Genomic DNA, 17234 nt, shown 5'->3' with positions numbered 1-17234 from the left:
ACGAGCAAGGGGTGGACCGTCGTGCTGATCCGGTTACTCGGCCCGGTGGAGGTGGAGCGGTCGGGGCAGACCCGGCCCGTACGCCCTCCACAGGTCGCGCTCGCCGTCGCCGCGCTCGCTTGGGAGGTCGGCCGGGTCGTGCCGGTGGACACGCTCCTCGCCCGGGTCTGGGGCGAGCAGGTCCCGCCCGGCGCGCGGCGCACCCTGTACACGATCATCACCCGCATCCGGCGCGACGTGCTCGCGGATGAGGGCGCCGTCGTCCGCCGGCTCGGGGGTTACCTGCTCGACGTGGACGAGTCCGCGGTGGACGTGCCGCGCTTCCGCGGCCTGGCCGACCAGGCGATGGCCGTACCGGACCCGGTGCCGCCGCTGGGCGCGGCGCTGGCGCTGTGGCGTGGCGATCCGCTGACCGGGCTGCCCGGCGAATGGGCCGAACGGGCCCGCCACCGCCTGCGCGACGAGCGCAGGGAGCTCCTGCTGCGCTGGGCACGGGTGGTCACCGGCCGGGACGCCGCGGCCGCGGTGGCGGCGCTGTCGCCGCTGGCCGAGGAGTACCCGCTGGACGAGCTGGTGGCCGCCGCGCTGATCGAGGCGCTGCACGCGTGGGGGCGGACCGCCGAGGCGCTGGCCCACTTCGCCCAGGTACGCCGGACGCTCGCCGAGGAGCTGGGCGTCGAACCGGGTACGCCGCTGCGGAGCGTCCACCGGAAGCTGCTGCGCTCCGGCGACTCGACCGAGGCCGCGCGGCCGGTCCCGGCACAGCTGCCGGTCGGCCTGCGGCACTTCGTCGGCCGGTCGACCGAGCTGGACCGGCTGGCCGCGATCGGCGAACAGCAGGCCACCGCGACGGTCTGCGCGATCTCCGGGCCTCCCGGGGTGGGCAAGTCGTCACTCGCCCTGCGCTGGGCCCACCTGCACCGCGACCGCTTTCCCGACGGGCAGCTGTACGCCGATCTCAGCACGATCGACCCGGCCGACGGGGCCGTGGTCCTGCCCCGGTTCCTGGGCGCGCTCGGGGTCACGGAGGCGCAGGTGCCGTCGGGTGTGGAGGCGCAGATCGGGCTCTACCGCAGCATGCTGGACTGCCGCCGGGTCCTGGTCGTGCTCGACGACGCCCGCAGCGCCACCCAGGTCCGCCCGCTGCTGGCCACCGCGCCGGGGTGCCTGACGCTGGTGACCGGCCGCTCCGAGCTGTCCGGGCTCGCGGTCACGGCGGGGGCGCACCTGGTCGGCCTGGACGTCCTGCCCGGCGACGACGCGCACGACCTCCTGGTGGCGTGGCTGGGCGAGGCCCGGCCGGCGGCCGAGCCGGAGGCCACCGCGAACATCATCCGCCGGTGCGGCCGGCTGCCGCTGGCGCTGGCGATCGTCGCGGCGCAGCTGGCGCAGCGCACCGATCTGCCGCTGGCCGAGGCCGCCGCGGACCTCGAGCGGGCCGACGCCGATCTGGAACCGTTCGCGCACAGCGACCCCGCGATCGACCTGCGCCACGTGTTCGGGCGCTCGTACCGGGATCTGCCCGTGCCGGCGGCCCGGCTGTTCCGGCGGCTCGGGCAGCACCCGGGGCCGCACCTGCCGCTGTCGGCGGCGGCGAGCCTGGCCGCCCTGCCGGTGGGGCGCACGCGGGAGCTGGCCGCGCACCTCGACCGCGCCAACCTGGCCGAGATCCGCGCGCCCGGCCGGCTGCGCCTGCACGACCTGCTGCGCGTGTACGCCTCGGAGCAGGCGCGGGCCGCCGACACCCGGGCGGCACGGCGGTCGGCGACGCGGCGGCTGCTGGACTACTACCTGCACTCGGCCTGCGTCGCGAACGGGATGTGTTACCCGCACCGCGACAACCTGCTCCTGGACCCGCCGGCGCGGGGCACCGTGGTGGAGCGGTTCGCCGGGCCGGCGGAGGCCCTGTGGTGGTACGCCGACGCGTCGGTGGCGCTGCCCGCGCTGCTGGCGGAGGCCACCGAGGCCGGGTTCGACGGCCACGCGTGGCGGCTGGCGTGGGCGTTCGCGGAGTTCATGCAGCGGCGCGGCCTCTGGGAGGAGATCCTGCGCACCCACGCGGTGGCGCTGGCCGCGGCCGAGCGGCTCGGCGACCGGCTGGCCGAGGCCCGCTGCCACAACAGCATCGCCCGCGCCCACGCCCGGCTCGGCCGCGACGGCGAGGCGGTCGAGCACTTCGAGCGGGCGGTCGAGCTGCACCGCGACCTCGGCGAACCCGTCCTGCGCGCGCACGTCCACCTCGGCCTGACCGTCGCGCTGAGCCGGACGCGACCCGATGAGGCGTTGAGCCACACCCTGCACGCGCTGGAGCTGTTCCGGCAGGCCGGGGACGTCGGCGGGGAGGCGCGGGCGTTGAACAACTCCGGCTGGCTGCGGGCCCAGCTCGGCGAGTACGACGAGGCGCTGGCGGACTGCCGCCGGTCCCAGCGGCTCCTCGCCGGCCTCGGATACACCCAGGGCGAGGGGCACGCGTGGGACAGCGTCGCCCACGTCCTGCACCTCAAGGGCGACTACGCGCAGGCGGTGGCCTGCTTCGAGCGGGCGGCGGAGCTGCTGCGCGACTGCGACGACCCGCACGCGGCCGCCGAGACGCTGGTCCGCCTGGGCGAGACGCACGTCGCGGCCGGTGACATCGCGACCGCGCTCGACACCTGGAAGCAGGCGGCGGAGTTCTTCGACGCCGTTGACGACGCGCAGGCGGCGAAGGTCCGCGACCGCATCGTCTCCTTCCACCGTCCCTGATCCGCACGCGCCTGCGATCGCCCGCCTGAACTGCCGAAACAGGCCGTTAAGAATTCATTGAGAAATCGCTCAGACCTCTGGCGCACGCTGCGACGGGCGGCGGGACGGCGGCGTGGTCCGGCGTACCGCTTCCGCACGGGCGGGCGCCGTCCCGCCGGAACAACCGAAAGGAAAGTTCGATGCGCGTCGTGACCAGAATGGCCGACCGGCTCCTCGAGCTGATCGCGCCGCACTCCGTGGCCAGGGCTACCGACTGCGGTTATGAGTGCTGCAGTTTCCCGGCGTTCACCGCGAAGTACTGCTGCTACTACCCGAACGGCAGCCGCAGTTGCGGCGGCTGCAAGAGCTACATCTACTGCTCGTGACCGCACGTTGAGCGGGTGCCCGGCTGGCGGGCCGGCCGGGCCCTTTACACGGAAGGTTGTCTCATGTCCTATTTGATCGCCGTCGTGGCCCTCATCGGCGCTTTGTGCCTCGTGGGTCTGGTGCTGACCCTCGGCGTGATCCGGCGGCTTCGGGAGCACACCAAGCTGCTGGACGGACTGTATGAAGCCGTCGACCTGATGGGCGGCCCTTCCGGGCCGGGCGCGGGGCCGGCCGTCGGCGACGTCGCCGGTGATTTTGAGGCGACGACGGTGGACGGGAGCCCTCTCACCCGGGATCTCCTGCCGGACGGGACGGTCGTCGCGTTCTTGTCGCCCGATTGCCGCGGCTGCCATGAGAAGCTTCCCGGCTTCGCCTCGTGGGCCGCGGGCCAGGACCGCTCGCGGGTGCTGGCGGTGGTCGACAACCGATCGGGTGACCCCGCGAACATGGTCAGCGCTCTGAAGCCCGTGGCACAGGTGATCGTGGACAGCGCTGTGAGCAACGCGTTCGGCGTGCACTCGTTCCCGACGTTCCTCCAGGTGACCGCGGGCGGCAGGCTGCTCGCGGTGGCGCCCGAGATCTCCCGGCTGCCGGCCGGGTCGCCTGCGTGAGCGAGCCGGCGCCGACGTCGCGGGGGCTGGCCAGGAGCGCGGCACGCGCCGCCGCGATGGTGTGGCGGTCGGCGCCCGTCCATGTCCTTGCCTACCTGGCGGTCACGCTGGTGGGCTCGGCCACCCCGATCGCCGTGGCCTGGCTGACCAAGGCCGTGCTGGACGGGGTGGCGCTACGGCAGACCGGCACGCTGCTCGCCCTGGCGACGGCCGTCGCCGCCGTCACCACGGCCGCCGCCGTGGCGGCGCACGCGGGACATTACCTGCGTGCCGAGGTGGATCGCAGGACGGCGCTGCACGCGAAGGACGAGCTGTTCGCGGCGGTCTCCGGCTTCACCGGTCTGGCCAGGTTCGAGAGCCCGGCATTCCTTGACCGGCTGCGGCTGGCCCAGCAGAGCGCGAGCAACCCCGGCAGGCTGGTGGACACCGCGCTCACCACCGCTCGCAGCGCGGTGACGGTCGCCGGCTTCGTCGCGTCCCTGGCACTCGTCAACTCCGCCTTCACCATCCTGGTCGTGCTGTCGGCCCTGCCGGCGCTGCTCATCGAGCTGCGGATGTCGCGGCAACGGAACACGATGTTGTGGCGGATCGGGCCGGCCGAGCGTCGCGAAGGGTTCTACGCGCACCTGATGTCCACTGCGGACGCCGCCAAGGAGATCCGCCTGTTCGACCTCGGCGGCTTCTTGCGGCTTCGCATGCTGGCCGAGCTGCGCACCGCGAACGCCGAACGCCGCCGGATGGATCGGCGGGAGCTCCGCATCCACGCGAGTCTGTCAGGCGCCTCGGCGATCGTGGCCGGAGCGGGCCTCATCTGGGCGATCCTGGCGGCGGGGCAGGGACGGCTCAGCGTCGGCGACGTGGCGATGTTCGTGGCGGCGGTCGCCGGCGTGCAGGCGGCGCTGGACAGCATGGTGTCGGCCGGCGTGATGGCGTACGAGCACCTGCTGACCCTTCATCACCACGTCGCGATCGTGACCGCCGAGTCCGATCTGCCGGCGCCGGGCGAGCGCCCGTCGCTGCCGCCCCTGCGCCGGGGCATCGAGCTGCGCGACGTCTGGTTCCGCTACAGCCCGGACCATCCGTGGATCCTGCGCGGCGTCAACCTGTTCATCCCGAACGGGTGCACGGTCGCGCTGGTCGGGCGCAACGGCGCCGGCAAGAGCACGTTGGTGAAGCTCCTGTGCCGCTTCTACGACCCGACGCGCGGGGCGGTCCTGTGGGACGGCGTGGACATCCGCGACGTGCCGCCGGAGACGCTGCGTGCCCGGATCGGCGCCGTCTTCCAGGACTTCGTGTCGTACGAGCTGACGGCGACCGACAACATCGCCGTGGGCGACCTCGCCGCCGCCCAGGACCCGGCGCGGATCGAGCGGGCGGCGCGGGACGCCGGGATCCACGACGTGGTCGCGGCCCTGCCGCGCGGCTACCGCATGCTGCTGAGCCGTGGCTTCCCCCAGGACCCGGACGACGAGCAGGACGACGCCGACTCCGGAGTGCTGCTCTCCGGCGGGCAGTGGCAGCGGCTGGCGCTGGCCAGGGCGTTCCTGCGCCGCGACCGGGACCTGATGATCCTCGACGAGCCCAGCGCCGGCCTGGACCCAGAGGCCGAGTACGAGGTGCACGGCCGGCTCGCCACGCTGAGGTCGGGGCGGACCAGCGTGGTCATCACCCATCGGCTCGGCGCGATCCGCACGGCCGACCGGATCGTGGTGCTGACCGACGGCGTCGTCACGGAGCAGGGCACGCATGCCGCCCTGCTGGCCGAGGGCGGCACGTACGCCGAGTTGTTCGCCCGGCAGGCGACCGGCTACCGGGACGACGTGGAGCTGTCGCGGTGACCGGCGCGATCGTCGTGCTGGCGGCCGTCGGCATCGTTCTCGCCGTTCTCCGGGTGCGCCGGCGATACCTGGTGGTGACCGTCCAGGGGGAGAGCATGCTGCCGGCGTACCGGCCGGGTGAGCGCGTCCTCGTACGGCGGACGCCACCCGGATCGCTGCGCCCCGGGCAGGTCGTCGTGCTGAGCGGCTTCGCCCACGCCCGGCCGGGCGAGCGCCCGCGGGAACCGCACCAGCAGCTGGGCGCGGGCCCGGGCTGGATCATCAAGCGCGTCGCGGCCGTCCCGGGTGACCCCATCCCCCGCGACACCGTCCCCGCGCTGCGGACCGAGCCGGGCACGCGGGTGCCGGCCGGACGCCTGGTGGTGCTGGGCGACAATCCGGACCACTCGCTCGACTCCCGGCAGTCCGGCTACCTGGCGGCGGATCGCCTGTTCGGCGTGGTGCTGCGCAAGATCGATCAGCCGATGTCGGCGCCCTCACGGTAGCCGCTGGCCTGGGTGGCGAACAGGTGGGCGTACCGGCCGCCCAGCGCGATCAGCTCGTCGTGGGTGCCCCGCTCGACGATCCGGCCGTCGCCGAGCACCACGATCAGGTCGGCGTCGCGGACCGCTCCGAGCCGGTGCGAGACCAGCAGGCTGGTGTTGTCCGCGCGGTGCTCGCGCAGCCGGCGGTGCACCTCGTACTCGGCCTGCGCGTCCAGGCCTGAGCTGGGCTCGTCGAGGATGAGCAGGTCGCGGCGCTCGCGCACCAGCGCGCGGGCCAGGGCCAGGCGCTGCCACTGGCCCCCGGAGAGCGTCACGCCCGCCTGCGGGTCGTCGTCGTCCTCGGGGCCGAAGAAGACGCGGCTCAGCATGGTGTCGTAGCCCCGGGGCAGCGCCTGGACGGTTTCGTGCGCGCCCGCCAGCTCGGCCGCGGTCCGGAGCCTGGCGCGGTCGGACATCGCCTCGACCTCGCCCACCCCGATGTTCTCCGCCGCGGTCAGGTCGTAGCTCATGTAGTCCTGGAAGAGCACGCCCATCCTGGCGCGCAGCTCGGCGGGTGGCACGTCGCGGATGTCGATGCCGTCCCAGAGGATCGCGCCGCGGGACGGGTCGTAGAAGCGGCACAGGAGCTTGATCAGCGTGCTCTTGCCGGCCCCGTTGAGCCCCACCAGCGCGACGGAGGCGCCGTGGGGGATCGTCAGGTCCACCCCGCGCAGCACCCAGGGATGGCTGTCGTCGTACCGGAACCACACGTCGTGCAGTTCGATGCCGCGGCGCAGCGCGGGCAGCGGCTCCGGTTCGCCGGGCGTGGGCAGGTCGCCGGGCAGCGACATGACCCGTTCGTGGTGGGCGAACAGGAGCAGCGCCTGGCGGGCGTTCGCGGCGTTGTCCACGGTGGCGGTCAGCGCGGCCTGCGTGCCCGCCACGGCGGCGGCGAACGCGGTCACGTCGCCGAGGGTGAGCCGGCCGTCCAGGGCGGAGTACACCGCCCAGAGCAGCCCGGCGCCGCTGACGGCGGCGGAGAGCGCCGCGAGCGCCGACTGCGTGAGCGCCTCCCGCCGGTCCAGCCGCCGCTCCCCCGACTGCAGGACGGCCAGCTCGCCGAGCACCCGCCGCTTGAGGAAGTCGCCGAGCCCGAAGAGCCGGACCTCCTTGGCGGCCTCGACGTCGGTGATCAGGGAGGAGTAGAAGATCTGCCGCCGGGCCGCGGCGGACTGCCCGGCGATCATCTTGATCCGCCGCTTCTCCAGGGACATCCTCGCCGCGAGGACGGGCAGCGCCGCGAGCGCCACCAGGCCCGCCATGAGCGGGCTCAGCACGGCGAGGGCCACGAGGAGCCCGGTCAGGGCGATCACGTTGCGCCCGAGGTCGAACAGGCCCGAGGTGATCGGCCCCATCGCGTTGCCCGTCGCCTGCGCGGCCATGCGCAGCTCGTCGAGGAACACCGGATTCTCGAACCGCGACAGGCCGTGGAACGTGTTCACCCGCGTGTACAGGCGATCCTGCAGCAGCAGGTCCAGCCGGCGATCCGTCTCGCCCCGCAGATAGCCGGTCAACTGCGGCAGGACCCCGGCGACCAGCCCCAGCACAACGAGGCCCGCGACCGGGGTGAGCACGCGTTCCGGCCGGCCTGTCGCCAGCCCGTCGACGAGCGTCTTGGTCGCCCACACGGTGGCCGAGGGCAGCAGTCCGGCCAGGACGGTGGCGACCAGCTGGCACACCGCCAGCACCGGCCCGGCCCGCCAGCACAGCAGCGCCAGGGTGGCGGCGCGACGGGTCACTTCGCCGGTGCCATGGCGGCGAGGTCGGTCAGCTCCGTGTCCGCGGCCACGACCCTGCCGTCCTGGTCGGTCCGCAGGAACGTGGGGAACGCGTGGATGTCGAGAGCCTGCACGATGCGCAGCGCGTCCTCGCCCGTGACGACGCTCGCCACGCCGCCCACCACCTCGACCAGGTCCGCGGTCTCCTCGACGGCGCCGGAGATGACCGCCAGAGCGCTCTGCCCCTTGGCCTCCGCGGCGAACTGCGGCGCGCGCTCGTGGCAGGTGTCGCAGCCGACGTCGAAGAAGCCCACGAGCCGCGGCCCCGTCACATCCTGCGGCAGCGTGCGCCCGACCAGCACGCGGGGATCGTATGGCATGAGCGTCGACGCCCCCGCGAGGCGTTCCAGCTCGGCGGTGTGCTCGCGCAGCCGGCGCAGCACGCCCAGGGTGAGCACCAGGTCCAGCAGGCACAGCAGGCCGACCAGCACGACGGCGACGATCAGGAAAGGCATCGGACAACCCCTCTTCAGGCGGTGAACAGCTCCAACAGGTCGTCGAGGCGCACCACGAGCAGAGCGCCCACGGCGGCGGCGACGAGAGCGAGCGCGGCACCGGCCGGATGCGCCACCGCCGCGCCGGACGCGGCCCATGCGGCGAGCCCGGTGGCGCCGGACGCCGCCAGGACGAGATTGCGGATCACGTGTGGCCGGCCGAGCGGCGTGACGGACGCGCCGAAGCACCGGCACGGCGCCTGCCGCCCCCGGCGCAGGGCGACGAGGATGCCGCCGGTCAGCGCGGCGAGCGTGCCCACCGCGACGGCGAACCCCAGCGGTACGGTCCACGGCAGCGCCAGCAGGACGATCGAGGCGGCCTCCGCCGCCACCAGGGCGTGCGCGGCCATGGTGGACACGGTTCGCGGAAGGATCTTGAGGACCACGATCGAGGACACGTACTCGCCGTACGCCGATCGGCCGCGGACCTTCCCCGCGATCGCGATCGCGAAGACGGCGGCCAGCAGCGCCCGGCACATGATCATGAGATAGAGCACGGCGTCACCCTCGTGTCCGGGGACCGGCGGCGGAGGAGGCCGCCGCCGGTCCGCGCGTTCTACCTAGCCGCCGCAGACCCTGAAGGCGTAGCAGGACCCGCAGCGGGTCGTGCCGCCGGCGGTCGTGCAGATCTTCCTGAAGTCGGAACGCTCCCTGCAGTAGCAGTGCACGTACCACTCCGCGGCCGCCTTGGCGGACGCCTTCGGGACGAGCCTGTCGAGAATCCTGTCGCCGAGCTTGCCCAAGACAGAAGTCATGTTCGCTCCTTGTATAGCGATGCGGTCAGGCCGAAACGCTATTTGGGGGACATACAGCGACCGATACAGCCGCGCTACACCTGGGCGGTGAGCAGCCTTTCCAGCACCGGGTTGAGACGCATCGCCGGATCCGCGAACAGTTCCTCGGCCCGCCGGGCGTCCCCCGCGGCACGCGGGTCGCCCGACGCCGTCCTGGCCCTGGCGAGCTGGCGGGTGCAGGCGGCGTAGCCGTACGCGTCGCCGATCTGCGCGGCCAGCTCCAGGGCCCTGACCAGGTCGCGCTCGGCCGCGGCGAGGGCACCCTGCCGCAGCCGGATCTCGGACCTGCTGAGCAGCACCTCCCACTCGTCCTCCCGGTTGCCGGTCTCCTCGCAGCGGGCCAGCGCCTCGTCCATCGCGGCCAGCGCCTCGTCCCGCCGGTCGAGCAGGCAGTAGGCCCGGCCGAGCGCCGCCAGCGTGATGCTCTCGCCGTTCAGGTCGCGATCGGCCCGGCGGACGGTCAGGCACCGTTCGAAGCGGTCCACCGCCTCGGCGTCCCTGCCCAGCTGGAGCAGGAGCTCGCCCAGGCTGTGGCCGACCAGCCCGACGCGCCTGGACCCGTGCGTCTTGAGCAGCCGCAGGCTCGCGCTGATGCGGCCGAGGGCCGCGTTGAGGTCGCCGGTCTGCATGTGCAGCCAGCCGAGGTTGTGCAGCGCCATCCCTTCCTCCTCGCGGTTGCCCAGGTCGCGCCAGAGCTCGAGCGCGCGCCGCAGGTGGCCGCCGGCCGCCTCCCCCTGGCCGGCCCGCCACTCCAGCAGCCCCAGGGTCGCGAGCGTGGACGCCTCCGCGCCGCGGTCGCCGTCGCGCCGCGCCACCTCGATGGCGAGCCGTGCGATGGTCTCCAGCTCCCGCCAGTAGCCGCCCTTCATCACCGTGGCCTTGACCAGGGTCATCAGCTCGATGGCGAAGCGCGCCGTATCCGGCTCCCCGCGCGCGGCCTGGACGGCGGCCGCGACCAGGCAGTGCAGCTCCGTGTCGAGCCACCGCACGGCCGCGGCGGGGTCACCCAGCACCAGGCCGGGATCGCGCTGGCGCTCCCGGCTCCCGCCGCCGGCTCGCAGGTGCGACTGCAGCAGGTCGCGCAGCTGGTGGCAGAGGTCGAGGTACCAGTCCAGGGCCCGCCGTACGGCCAGGTCCAGGTCTTCCGGCGAGTCGTGGGAGGCGGCCAGCTCCCCCGCGAAGAGCCGCAGCAGGTCGTGCGTGCGGAACCGGCTCTCGCCGACCGGCTCGATCAGGCGCGCCTCGACCAGCTCGTCGAGCACGGTCTCGGCGGTCTTCAGGTCGACGTCGGCCAGCGCGGCGACGAGCTCGACGCCCACCTCCGGCACCTCCAGCACGCCGAACAGGCGGAAGACGGTCCTCGCGGCGCTCGTCAGGGTCGCGTAGCCGACCTCGAAGCAGGAGCGGACGCGCAGGTCGGCCGCCTGCAGCTCGTCCAGCCGCCGCCGCTGGTTGCTCAGGCGCTCGTTGAAGCCCGCGAGCGACCAGTCCGGCCGGCCCGCGAGGCGGGCGCCGGCGATGCGCAGCGCCAGCGGATGGTGGCAGCACCAGCTCGCGATCTCGGCCGCCGCCTCCTTCTCGGCGGCCACGCGCGCCTGACCGGCCAGCAGCGCCAGCATCCGTACCGACTGCTCCTCGTCGAACATGTTCACGGCGATCGGTACGGCGTCCAGCGTCGTCAGGGCCGACCGGCTGGTGACCAGCGCCGCGCAGCCACCGCCCGCCGGCAGCAAGGGAGCCACCTGGGCGGCGCCGACGGCGTTGTCGAGGACGACCAGGACGCGCCGGTCGGCCAGCACCGACTGGTAGAGGGCGGCCGCCTCCGCCGGCGCCGCGGGCACCTCGCCCGGAGGCACCCCCAGCGCGCGGAGGAAGCGGCCGAGCACCTCGTCGGGGCGCAACGGCGACAGGCTCGGTGTCGATCCCTGGAGGTCGGCGTAGAGGTGGCCGTCGGGGTACCGGTCGGCCACGCCGTACGCCGCCTTCATGGCGAGCGTCGACTTGCCGATCCCGCCGGGGCCGTGCAGCGCCAGCACGGGCGGTCCCGCGCCGGCGCCCAGCACGGCGTGGATCCGGGCGAGCTCGGCCGAGCGGCCCACGAACACGCTCGGCGCGCGCGGCAGCTGGCGCGGCCGCGGCCGCCCGTCGTCGGCGGGGGCCTCCTCCTCCGACAGCAGGGCCGGGTCCCTGCGCAGGATCAGCTGATGCAGCCTGCGCAGGTCAGGGCCCGGATCGATGCCCAGCTCGTCGGCGAGGACCTTCCGGGCGGCCCCGAACGCGTCCAGCGCGCCCACCACGTCGCCGCTCTGGTACAGGGCCACCATGAGCTGGCCGTGCAGCCGCTCGCGCAGCGGGTACTGCCCGATCACCTCGCGCAGCCGCTTGGCCGCCGTCGCGTGCCTGCCGAGGGCGAGCTGGATGTCCGCGTGCTCCTCCACCACGCTCAGGTAGTGGTCGGTGAGCCGCGCGACCACCTCCCGCAGTGTCGGCCCCAGCGGCACGTCCTCGGCCGCCATCCCCTGCCACAGCGCGAGGGCCCGGGTGTAGGAGTCCAGGGCGGTGCTGAGATCGCGCCTGCCCAGCGCCTGGCGGGCGTGCGCGGACAGCGCCTCGAACTGGAAGAGGTCGAACTCCTCGGGCTCGACCCGCAACAGGTAACCGGCGTCCGAGGTCACCAGCCGCTCCACGGCCGGGTCGGCCGCGGGCGGCATCAGCTTGCGCAACTGCATGAGGTACGTACGCAGGTTCGCCACCGCGGAGCGGGGCGGCTGGTCGTCCCAGACCTCCGCCACCAGTGACCGGATCGGTACGACGTGGCCCGCCCGGGCGAGCAGCATGGCGAGGACGGTCCGCTGCTTGGGAGCCGTGATCATCGCCCATCCCGCCAGCGGGTCGTCGCCCTCGATCCGCAGCGGTCCGAGCATCCGGAACTTCACGTCCCGCCGCCTACAGGGCAGACCCGCCCAGCCGGCGCAGCGCTACCCCGAGCAGGCGATCGGCCGGGAAGAAACCGCGCTGCCGCGAGTCGACGCTGCGGGGGTTGTCGCCGTAGACCACCAGCGCACCCGCGGGCACGCGCTCCGCGGCGCCGTCCACGTCCGGCGGCACCGGGTCACCCGGCAGGGCGACGGCGCGCTTGATGTTCCAGCGCGTGCCGTCCATCCCCACTCGCGGGTCGGACGGAGGTTCCAGCACCACGACATCGCCCCTGGCCACCTGGCCGATCCGGCGCCGCCGGACCAGCACCCGGTCGCCGTCGTGCAGGGTCGGAGCCATGCTCGTCCCCTCGACGGTGACCACCACGTAGCGCCGGCGGGCCACCAAGGCGCCGGCCGCCGCCGCGAGCACACCGGCGAGCAATCCCATGCTGATCAGCTTCATCCGCTTTTCCACCGCCGCCCCAGGGAAATATTGATCTTTATCCGGCTGAGGATCGCCGCTGGCTCCGCACCCTGTCAACCGCTGGGAAGGCGGCGCGCAGGGCGGATCCGTTGACGACGAACCCGGCCGCGGCGATGGGGAGGGCACATACCGCCTGCATCATGGCGAACCACATCGGGCAGATGCCTGGGATCATGTCGACGGCGACGATCGCGACCGGCATGACGATCGAGATGACGCGTACACGCAGATAGGCCCACCGGGCTCCCCGTGCGGCGAGGACCGTCAGCCAGTAGGTCACCGCGGCGCTCGCGAGCACCCCCGCCGACCGGCCCCACATGAACGAGGTCACCGTCTGACCGCCGATCGCGAGGACGGCGACCGTGGCGAGCACGGCGGCGCTGAGCGCGCCGTAGGCGGCGACGAGGATCTTGACCTTGCCGAAGGATTCCATGTCTGTTTCATCCCTTGTGTTGTCTGGATTGGTGATCACGCTAGGGAGGGCATGGATGGGGCGGTATGGGGCTGGACGTACGGTTGGGTGGGTCCAGACCCACTTCAGGGCCGATCCGGCGGGGAGCGGCTCCGGCGCGGTGCACAGTGAAGACACCAAGCCGTGGTCGTGAAGTGAGAAGGAAGAATCATGCGACAGTGGGTGTCGAGCGCCTGCGTGGGGTTCGTGCGTGCCTGCGTGGTGGTGGCCGTCACCATGCCGGTCCCGGCCGTGTGGGCCGCCGCCGTGGCTCTGTGGATCTGGTGGTGGGGCGGGGACCCGTGGTCGGGGACGGTGCCGTTCGTGTGGGCGTGCATCGGCACGCTCGCCCTGGCGCGCCCGGTGAGCCGGATGGTCCGCGCCGTCGTCGCGAAGTGGACGGGCACCGTCATCCCCGCCGGAGATCGGCAGGCCGCGCCGGTGACGCAGCTGTCCACCGGGTATTGGTGGAACGGCTTCAGCTACGAGCGCACCAGACGCGACGCCCTCATGGACCAGAAGTGGCGGACCCGGTGGAGAGATCCCGGCTTCTGGCGCGACCTGCGGTTCACGGCGATCGCGCCGCTCACCGCGGGTGTGGTCGCCGCCGTCCCGCCGGCCGGAGCCGTGGCGGCGGTCCTCGGGTTCAGCCGGTCGTCGCTCCTCGTCGGGGTGCTCGGCCTGGTCGTGGCGGTCGCCGCCGCCCCGTACGCCTGGCGGCCCGTCGTACCGGTGGCCGTCCGCTTCCTGCGCCCGTCGCCCGCGATGGCGCTGGCGGACCGGGTCGATGAGCTGACGGCCCAGCGCGCGGACACCACGGTCGCGCAGGCCGCCGAGATCCGCCGGATCGAGCGGGACCTGCACGACGGAGCGCAGGCACGCCTGGTCGCGCTCGGGCTCTCGCTGGCGACCGCGGAGAAACTCATGGAGACCGACCCCGACCAGGCCAGGGCGCTGCTGCGGGACGCGCGGGTGGGCGCCGCCACCTCCCTGAACGAACTGCGCGAGCTGGTCAGGGGCATCAGCCCGCCGGTGCTGAACGAGCGCGGGCTCGTCGACGCCGTCCGCGCTCTCGCCCTGGACAGCCCGCTCGACGTGGCCGTGAGCGCCGGCGTTCAGCTGCGCCTGGACCCGCCGATCGAGTCCGCCGTGTACTTCGGGGTCGCCGAACTGCTGACCAACGCCGTCAAGCACGCCCACGCGACCCGGGCGCGAATCTCGATCACCCGCGACGAGACCGGCATCGCCGTCGACGTCGAGGACGACGGCCGGGGCGGGGCGAGTGTGAGCGCCGGGGGCGGACTCGCGGGGCTGCGCCGGCGCCTGGCGGTCTTCGACGGCACCGTGGAGATCACCAGTCCGGCGGGCGGTCCGACGCGTGTGAGGATGGTCGTGCCATGCGAATCGTTGTAGCCGAAGACCTCTACCTCCTGCGCGACGGGATGGTCCGCCTGCTCCAGGCGTACGGGCACGAGGTGGTGGCGACGGCGACCACCGGGCCCGAGACGCTCGACGCGCTGCTGAGGTGGCGGGCCGATGTCGCCGTCGTCGACGTCCGCATGCCGCCGACCCAGTCCGACGAGGGCCTGCGGGCGGCCCTCGCCGCCCGCGGCGAAGTGCCGGGGCTGCCGGTCCTGATCCTTTCGCAGCACGTCGAGCAGTTGTACGCCCGCGAACTCCTCGCCGACGGCGCCGGCGGCATCGGCTATTTCCTCAAGGAGAGCGTGTTCGACGCCGATCAGTTCATCGACGCCCTCGAACGCGTCGCAGCCGGCGGGACCGCCATGGACCCGGCGGTCATCGCCAAATTGTTGTCCAGCGGGTCCTCGGACCGACGACTCGGACAGCTCACCGAACGCGAATACTCCGTGCTCGGCCTCATGGCCGAGGGATTGTCCAATCAGGCCATCGGCCGGCGGCTCTTTCTCAGCGAGAGCGCTGTCAGCAAGTACACGACCTCCATGTTCGGCAAACTCGGCATCACCGATGACGACAACAACAACCGCCGCGTCCTCGCCGTACTCACTTACCTGAACAAGCCCTGACGTCGTCGCCGGCTGCTGCCGTATTCGTGATCGATGGCCCCGATACTGATTCCCGGAAAAGGCACGGACGCTCCGGAGGAATCACGTGGAAGCCAAAGGCCCTACGGCCGAGATCATGATCGCTGAGGCGCGCAAGGCGTTATGGGTGATGGTCGGAGCGCTGGCCGTCATCTGGACGATCCAGATCGCCAACTGGGCATCGGGCTACACGCTGAGTTACGAGTACGGGGTCCAGGCGTGGAACCCCGCGAGCCTGCCCGACATCGTGTCGGCGCCGTTCCTGCACTGGAGTTGGGCGCACATCGAGGCGAACTCGGGGCCGTTGTTCATCTTCGGCTTCCTGTCCGCTTATCGGGGCGTGCGCAAGTTCCTCAGCGTGACAGGGCTCATCATCCTGGTCAGCGGTCTCGGCGCCTGGTTCACCGCCAGCCCCGACGCCACGGGGGCGGGCGCGAGCGGTGTCGTCTTCGGCTACTTCGGCTACATCCTGGTGCGCGGCGCGTTCGACCGGCATCTCATCGACATCGTGGTGGGCGTGGTCATGGCCCTGTGCTTCGCCTACCAGTTCGCCGGCCTGCTGCCCCAGGAGGGGATCGGCTGGCAGGCTCACCTGTTCGGCTTTGCCGGCGGCCTGGCGGGCGGCTGGATATTCCGCGAACGCGGCCGGTCCCGGCGCACGCCGTCCGCCCCACCGCGGCAGAGCCCTCGAAGCGCGCTGCTGAAGGAGCTGGACGATCTCGGGCTTTAGCAGCTCCTATCCTGGGTCGATGAACGTGGAGTTCAGCAGTGAGATGTGGTTCTGGAGGGGGCCGGCGCCCTGGCACTTCATCACCGTTCCGGACGAGGAGTGCCGTGATCTGGAGACGACCGCCGGCGCGGTGAGCTATGGCTGGGGCATGATCCCGGTCACGGCCCAGATACGGGAGACCCGGTGGAAGACGTCGCTGTTCCCGAAGGACGGGCGTTACATCGTGCCGGTGAAGGCGGGGGTGCGGAAGGCCGAAGGGCTCGACGTGGGGGACGTGGTGACCGTTCGCCTGACCGTTGACCTCTGACGCATCCGGGCGCCGGGAGGCTACTATTGCGAAATAGTCGCAATAGCGAAGGATATGCAGATGATCCGACGGTCGTTGTTCCTGCACGCGCCGATCCGGCGTACGCCACGGGTGATGCTGGAGCAGATGCTGGCGCTCGTGGACGACGACACCCCGCCGGACGGCCCTGACGGCCCCGTAGCGGTGCTGGAGCGGCGGCTGGCCGAGCTCCTCGGCAAGGAAAGCGCCCTGTTCTTCCCCAGCGGGACGATGGCCCAGCAGGTCGCGTTGCGCCTGCACGCCGACCGGCGCGGGCGCCGCACCTTCGCCGCGCACCCGCAATCGCATCTCGACGTCTGGGAGGAGCAGGGTTACAACGCCGTCCACGGCCTGCGGATGCGCCGCACCGGCGACCCGCACGAGCTGATGACCACCGACGATCTGCGGGCGGCGGGCGAGCCGCTCGCGGCGGTCGTCTGGGAGTTGCCGCAGCGCGACCTCGGCGGCCTGCTTCCGGAATGGCAGGACCTGTGCGAGCAGGTCGCCCTCGTACGGGCCACCGGCGCCGCCGCGCACCTGGACGGCGCCCGGTTGTGGGAGGCCCAGACGTACTATCGCCGGCCGTTCGACGAGATCGCCGCCCTCTTCGACACGGTCTACGTCTCGCTCTACAAGAGCCTGCAGGGCGTACGGGGCGCCGTGCTCGCCGCCGACACCGCCACGGTGGACGCGGCCCGGGTGTGGCGCCAGCGGCTCGGCGGCGGCATCCGCGACGCCTGGCCGCTCGCCCTGGCCGCCCTCGTCGGCCTCGACACCCTGGCCGCACGCATGCCCGCCTACCACGAGCACGCCGTCGCCATCGCGGCGGCCGTCAACGCCGACGGCGCCGCCCACGCCTACCCCGATCCCCCGCAGACGCCGCTGTTCCACATCCACCTGCCGGCTCCCAGGCGCGCCGTCGAGCGGGCCGGCGAGGAGATCCTCGCCGAACGCGGCATCCAGCTCTGGGGACGGGTCCGCTCCGCGCCCGGCCCGAGCCGATGCAGCTTCGAGATCAGCGTCGGCGACAACGCCATGGAGTTCACCCCCGGCGAGGTGGTCGCCCTCATCCGCGACGTGCTCGCCCGCGCCGCCTCGTGACCCTGGGCGTGTGGC

17 protein-coding genes are annotated in these 17234 nt (G+C 72.9%); 10 read left to right on the top strand and 7 right to left on the bottom strand.

Annotated elements, in window-relative coordinates:
• Window positions 1-21 precede the first annotated feature (21 nt).
• The 5 genes from ACWEPL_RS31435 (at window position 22) to ACWEPL_RS31415 (ending at window position 6042) form a co-directional block, all read left to right on the top strand.
• A complete protein-coding gene (locus ACWEPL_RS31435) occupies window positions 22-2742 on the top strand; it encodes a tetratricopeptide repeat protein (RefSeq protein WP_452438312.1) in 2721 nt (906 codons plus the stop codon).
• 179 nt (window positions 2743-2921) lie between these two features.
• A complete protein-coding gene (locus tag ACWEPL_RS31430) occupies window positions 2922-3107 on the top strand; it encodes a hypothetical protein (RefSeq protein WP_350733697.1) in 186 nt (61 codons plus the stop codon).
• A 63-nt stretch (window positions 3108-3170) separates the two neighbouring features.
• Window positions 3171-3719, top strand: coding sequence for a TlpA family protein disulfide reductase (locus ACWEPL_RS31425; RefSeq protein ID WP_452438311.1), 549 nt, complete (start codon window positions 3171-3173; stop codon window positions 3717-3719).
• The gene (locus ACWEPL_RS31420; RefSeq protein WP_452438310.1) at window positions 3716-5557 is read left to right on the top strand and encodes an ABC transporter ATP-binding protein; all 1842 of its coding nucleotides are present in this window, start codon (window positions 3716-3718) and stop codon (window positions 5555-5557) included. Before ACWEPL_RS31425 ends, ACWEPL_RS31420 begins: the two co-directional genes overlap by 4 nt.
• Window positions 5554-6042 (top strand): S26 family signal peptidase, encoded by a 489-nt coding sequence (locus ACWEPL_RS31415; protein WP_363981503.1) that lies wholly within the window; start codon window positions 5554-5556, stop codon window positions 6040-6042. The genes ACWEPL_RS31420 and ACWEPL_RS31415 overlap by 4 nt, the downstream gene beginning before the upstream one ends.
• On the opposite strand, the gene ACWEPL_RS31410 is transcribed toward ACWEPL_RS31415, so the two are convergent.
• From ACWEPL_RS31410 to ACWEPL_RS31380, 7 genes are all read right to left on the bottom strand, one after another.
• Window positions 6015-7820, bottom strand: coding sequence for an ABC transporter ATP-binding protein (locus tag ACWEPL_RS31410; protein ID WP_452438309.1), 1806 nt, complete (start codon window positions 7818-7820; stop codon window positions 6015-6017). The two genes, ACWEPL_RS31415 and ACWEPL_RS31410, sit on opposite strands and share 28 nt — an antisense overlap.
• Entirely contained in the window at window positions 7817-8314 is a 498-nt protein-coding gene (locus tag ACWEPL_RS31405) for a hypothetical protein (RefSeq protein WP_452438308.1), read from the bottom strand. The genes ACWEPL_RS31410 and ACWEPL_RS31405 overlap by 4 nt, the downstream gene beginning before the upstream one ends.
• 14 nt (window positions 8315-8328) lie before the next feature.
• Window positions 8329-8850 carry a MauE/DoxX family redox-associated membrane protein gene (locus ACWEPL_RS31400; protein WP_452438307.1) on the bottom strand — a complete coding sequence of 174 codons (522 nt, stop codon included), beginning with the start codon at window positions 8848-8850 and terminating at the stop codon, window positions 8329-8331.
• 63 nt (window positions 8851-8913) lie between these two features.
• The gene (locus ACWEPL_RS31395; protein WP_192789616.1) at window positions 8914-9108 is read right to left on the bottom strand and encodes a hypothetical protein; all 195 of its coding nucleotides are present in this window, start codon (window positions 9106-9108) and stop codon (window positions 8914-8916) included.
• A gap of 74 nt (window positions 9109-9182) precedes the next feature.
• On the bottom strand, window positions 9183-12083 hold the full coding sequence (locus ACWEPL_RS31390; RefSeq protein ID WP_452438306.1) for a BTAD domain-containing putative transcriptional regulator: 2901 nt from the start codon (window positions 12081-12083) through the stop codon (window positions 9183-9185).
• A 10-nt stretch (window positions 12084-12093) separates the two neighbouring features.
• The gene (lepB, locus tag ACWEPL_RS31385) at window positions 12094-12528 is read right to left on the bottom strand and encodes a signal peptidase I (RefSeq protein WP_355206899.1); all 435 of its coding nucleotides are present in this window, start codon (window positions 12526-12528) and stop codon (window positions 12094-12096) included.
• Between the two features lie 37 nt (window positions 12529-12565).
• A complete protein-coding gene (locus tag ACWEPL_RS31380) occupies window positions 12566-12982 on the bottom strand; it encodes a hypothetical protein (protein ID WP_363981485.1) in 417 nt (138 codons plus the stop codon).
• Window positions 12983-13171: 189 nt separating this feature from the next.
• Between ACWEPL_RS31380 and ACWEPL_RS31375 the strand changes: the two genes are divergently transcribed.
• From ACWEPL_RS31375 to ACWEPL_RS31355, 5 genes are all read left to right on the top strand, one after another.
• Window positions 13172-14413, top strand: coding sequence for a sensor histidine kinase (locus ACWEPL_RS31375; RefSeq protein ID WP_452438305.1), 1242 nt, complete (start codon window positions 13172-13174; stop codon window positions 14411-14413).
• The gene (locus ACWEPL_RS31370; protein WP_452438304.1) at window positions 14398-15045 is read left to right on the top strand and encodes a response regulator transcription factor; all 648 of its coding nucleotides are present in this window, start codon (window positions 14398-14400) and stop codon (window positions 15043-15045) included. The genes ACWEPL_RS31375 and ACWEPL_RS31370 overlap by 16 nt, the downstream gene beginning before the upstream one ends.
• Window positions 15046-15160: 115 nt before the next feature.
• Window positions 15161-15793: a rhomboid family intramembrane serine protease gene (locus tag ACWEPL_RS31365; RefSeq protein WP_363981479.1), complete on the top strand. Its 633-nt coding sequence runs from the start codon at window positions 15161-15163 to the stop codon at window positions 15791-15793.
• 19 nt (window positions 15794-15812) lie between these two features.
• Window positions 15813-16100: a DUF1905 domain-containing protein gene (locus ACWEPL_RS31360; protein ID WP_350733675.1), complete on the top strand. Its 288-nt coding sequence runs from the start codon at window positions 15813-15815 to the stop codon at window positions 16098-16100.
• A 60-nt stretch (window positions 16101-16160) separates the two neighbouring features.
• Window positions 16161-17219, top strand: a complete 1059-nt coding sequence (locus ACWEPL_RS31355; protein ID WP_452438303.1) for a threonine aldolase family protein — start codon at window positions 16161-16163, stop codon at window positions 17217-17219.
• The last annotated feature ends 15 nt before the right edge of the window (window positions 17220-17234 follow it).

This window comes from Nonomuraea sp. NPDC004186 (genome assembly GCF_053603495.1).
The sequence above is the reverse complement of the archived record's forward strand: the minus strand, read 5'-3'. Positions and strand labels throughout refer to the sequence as shown.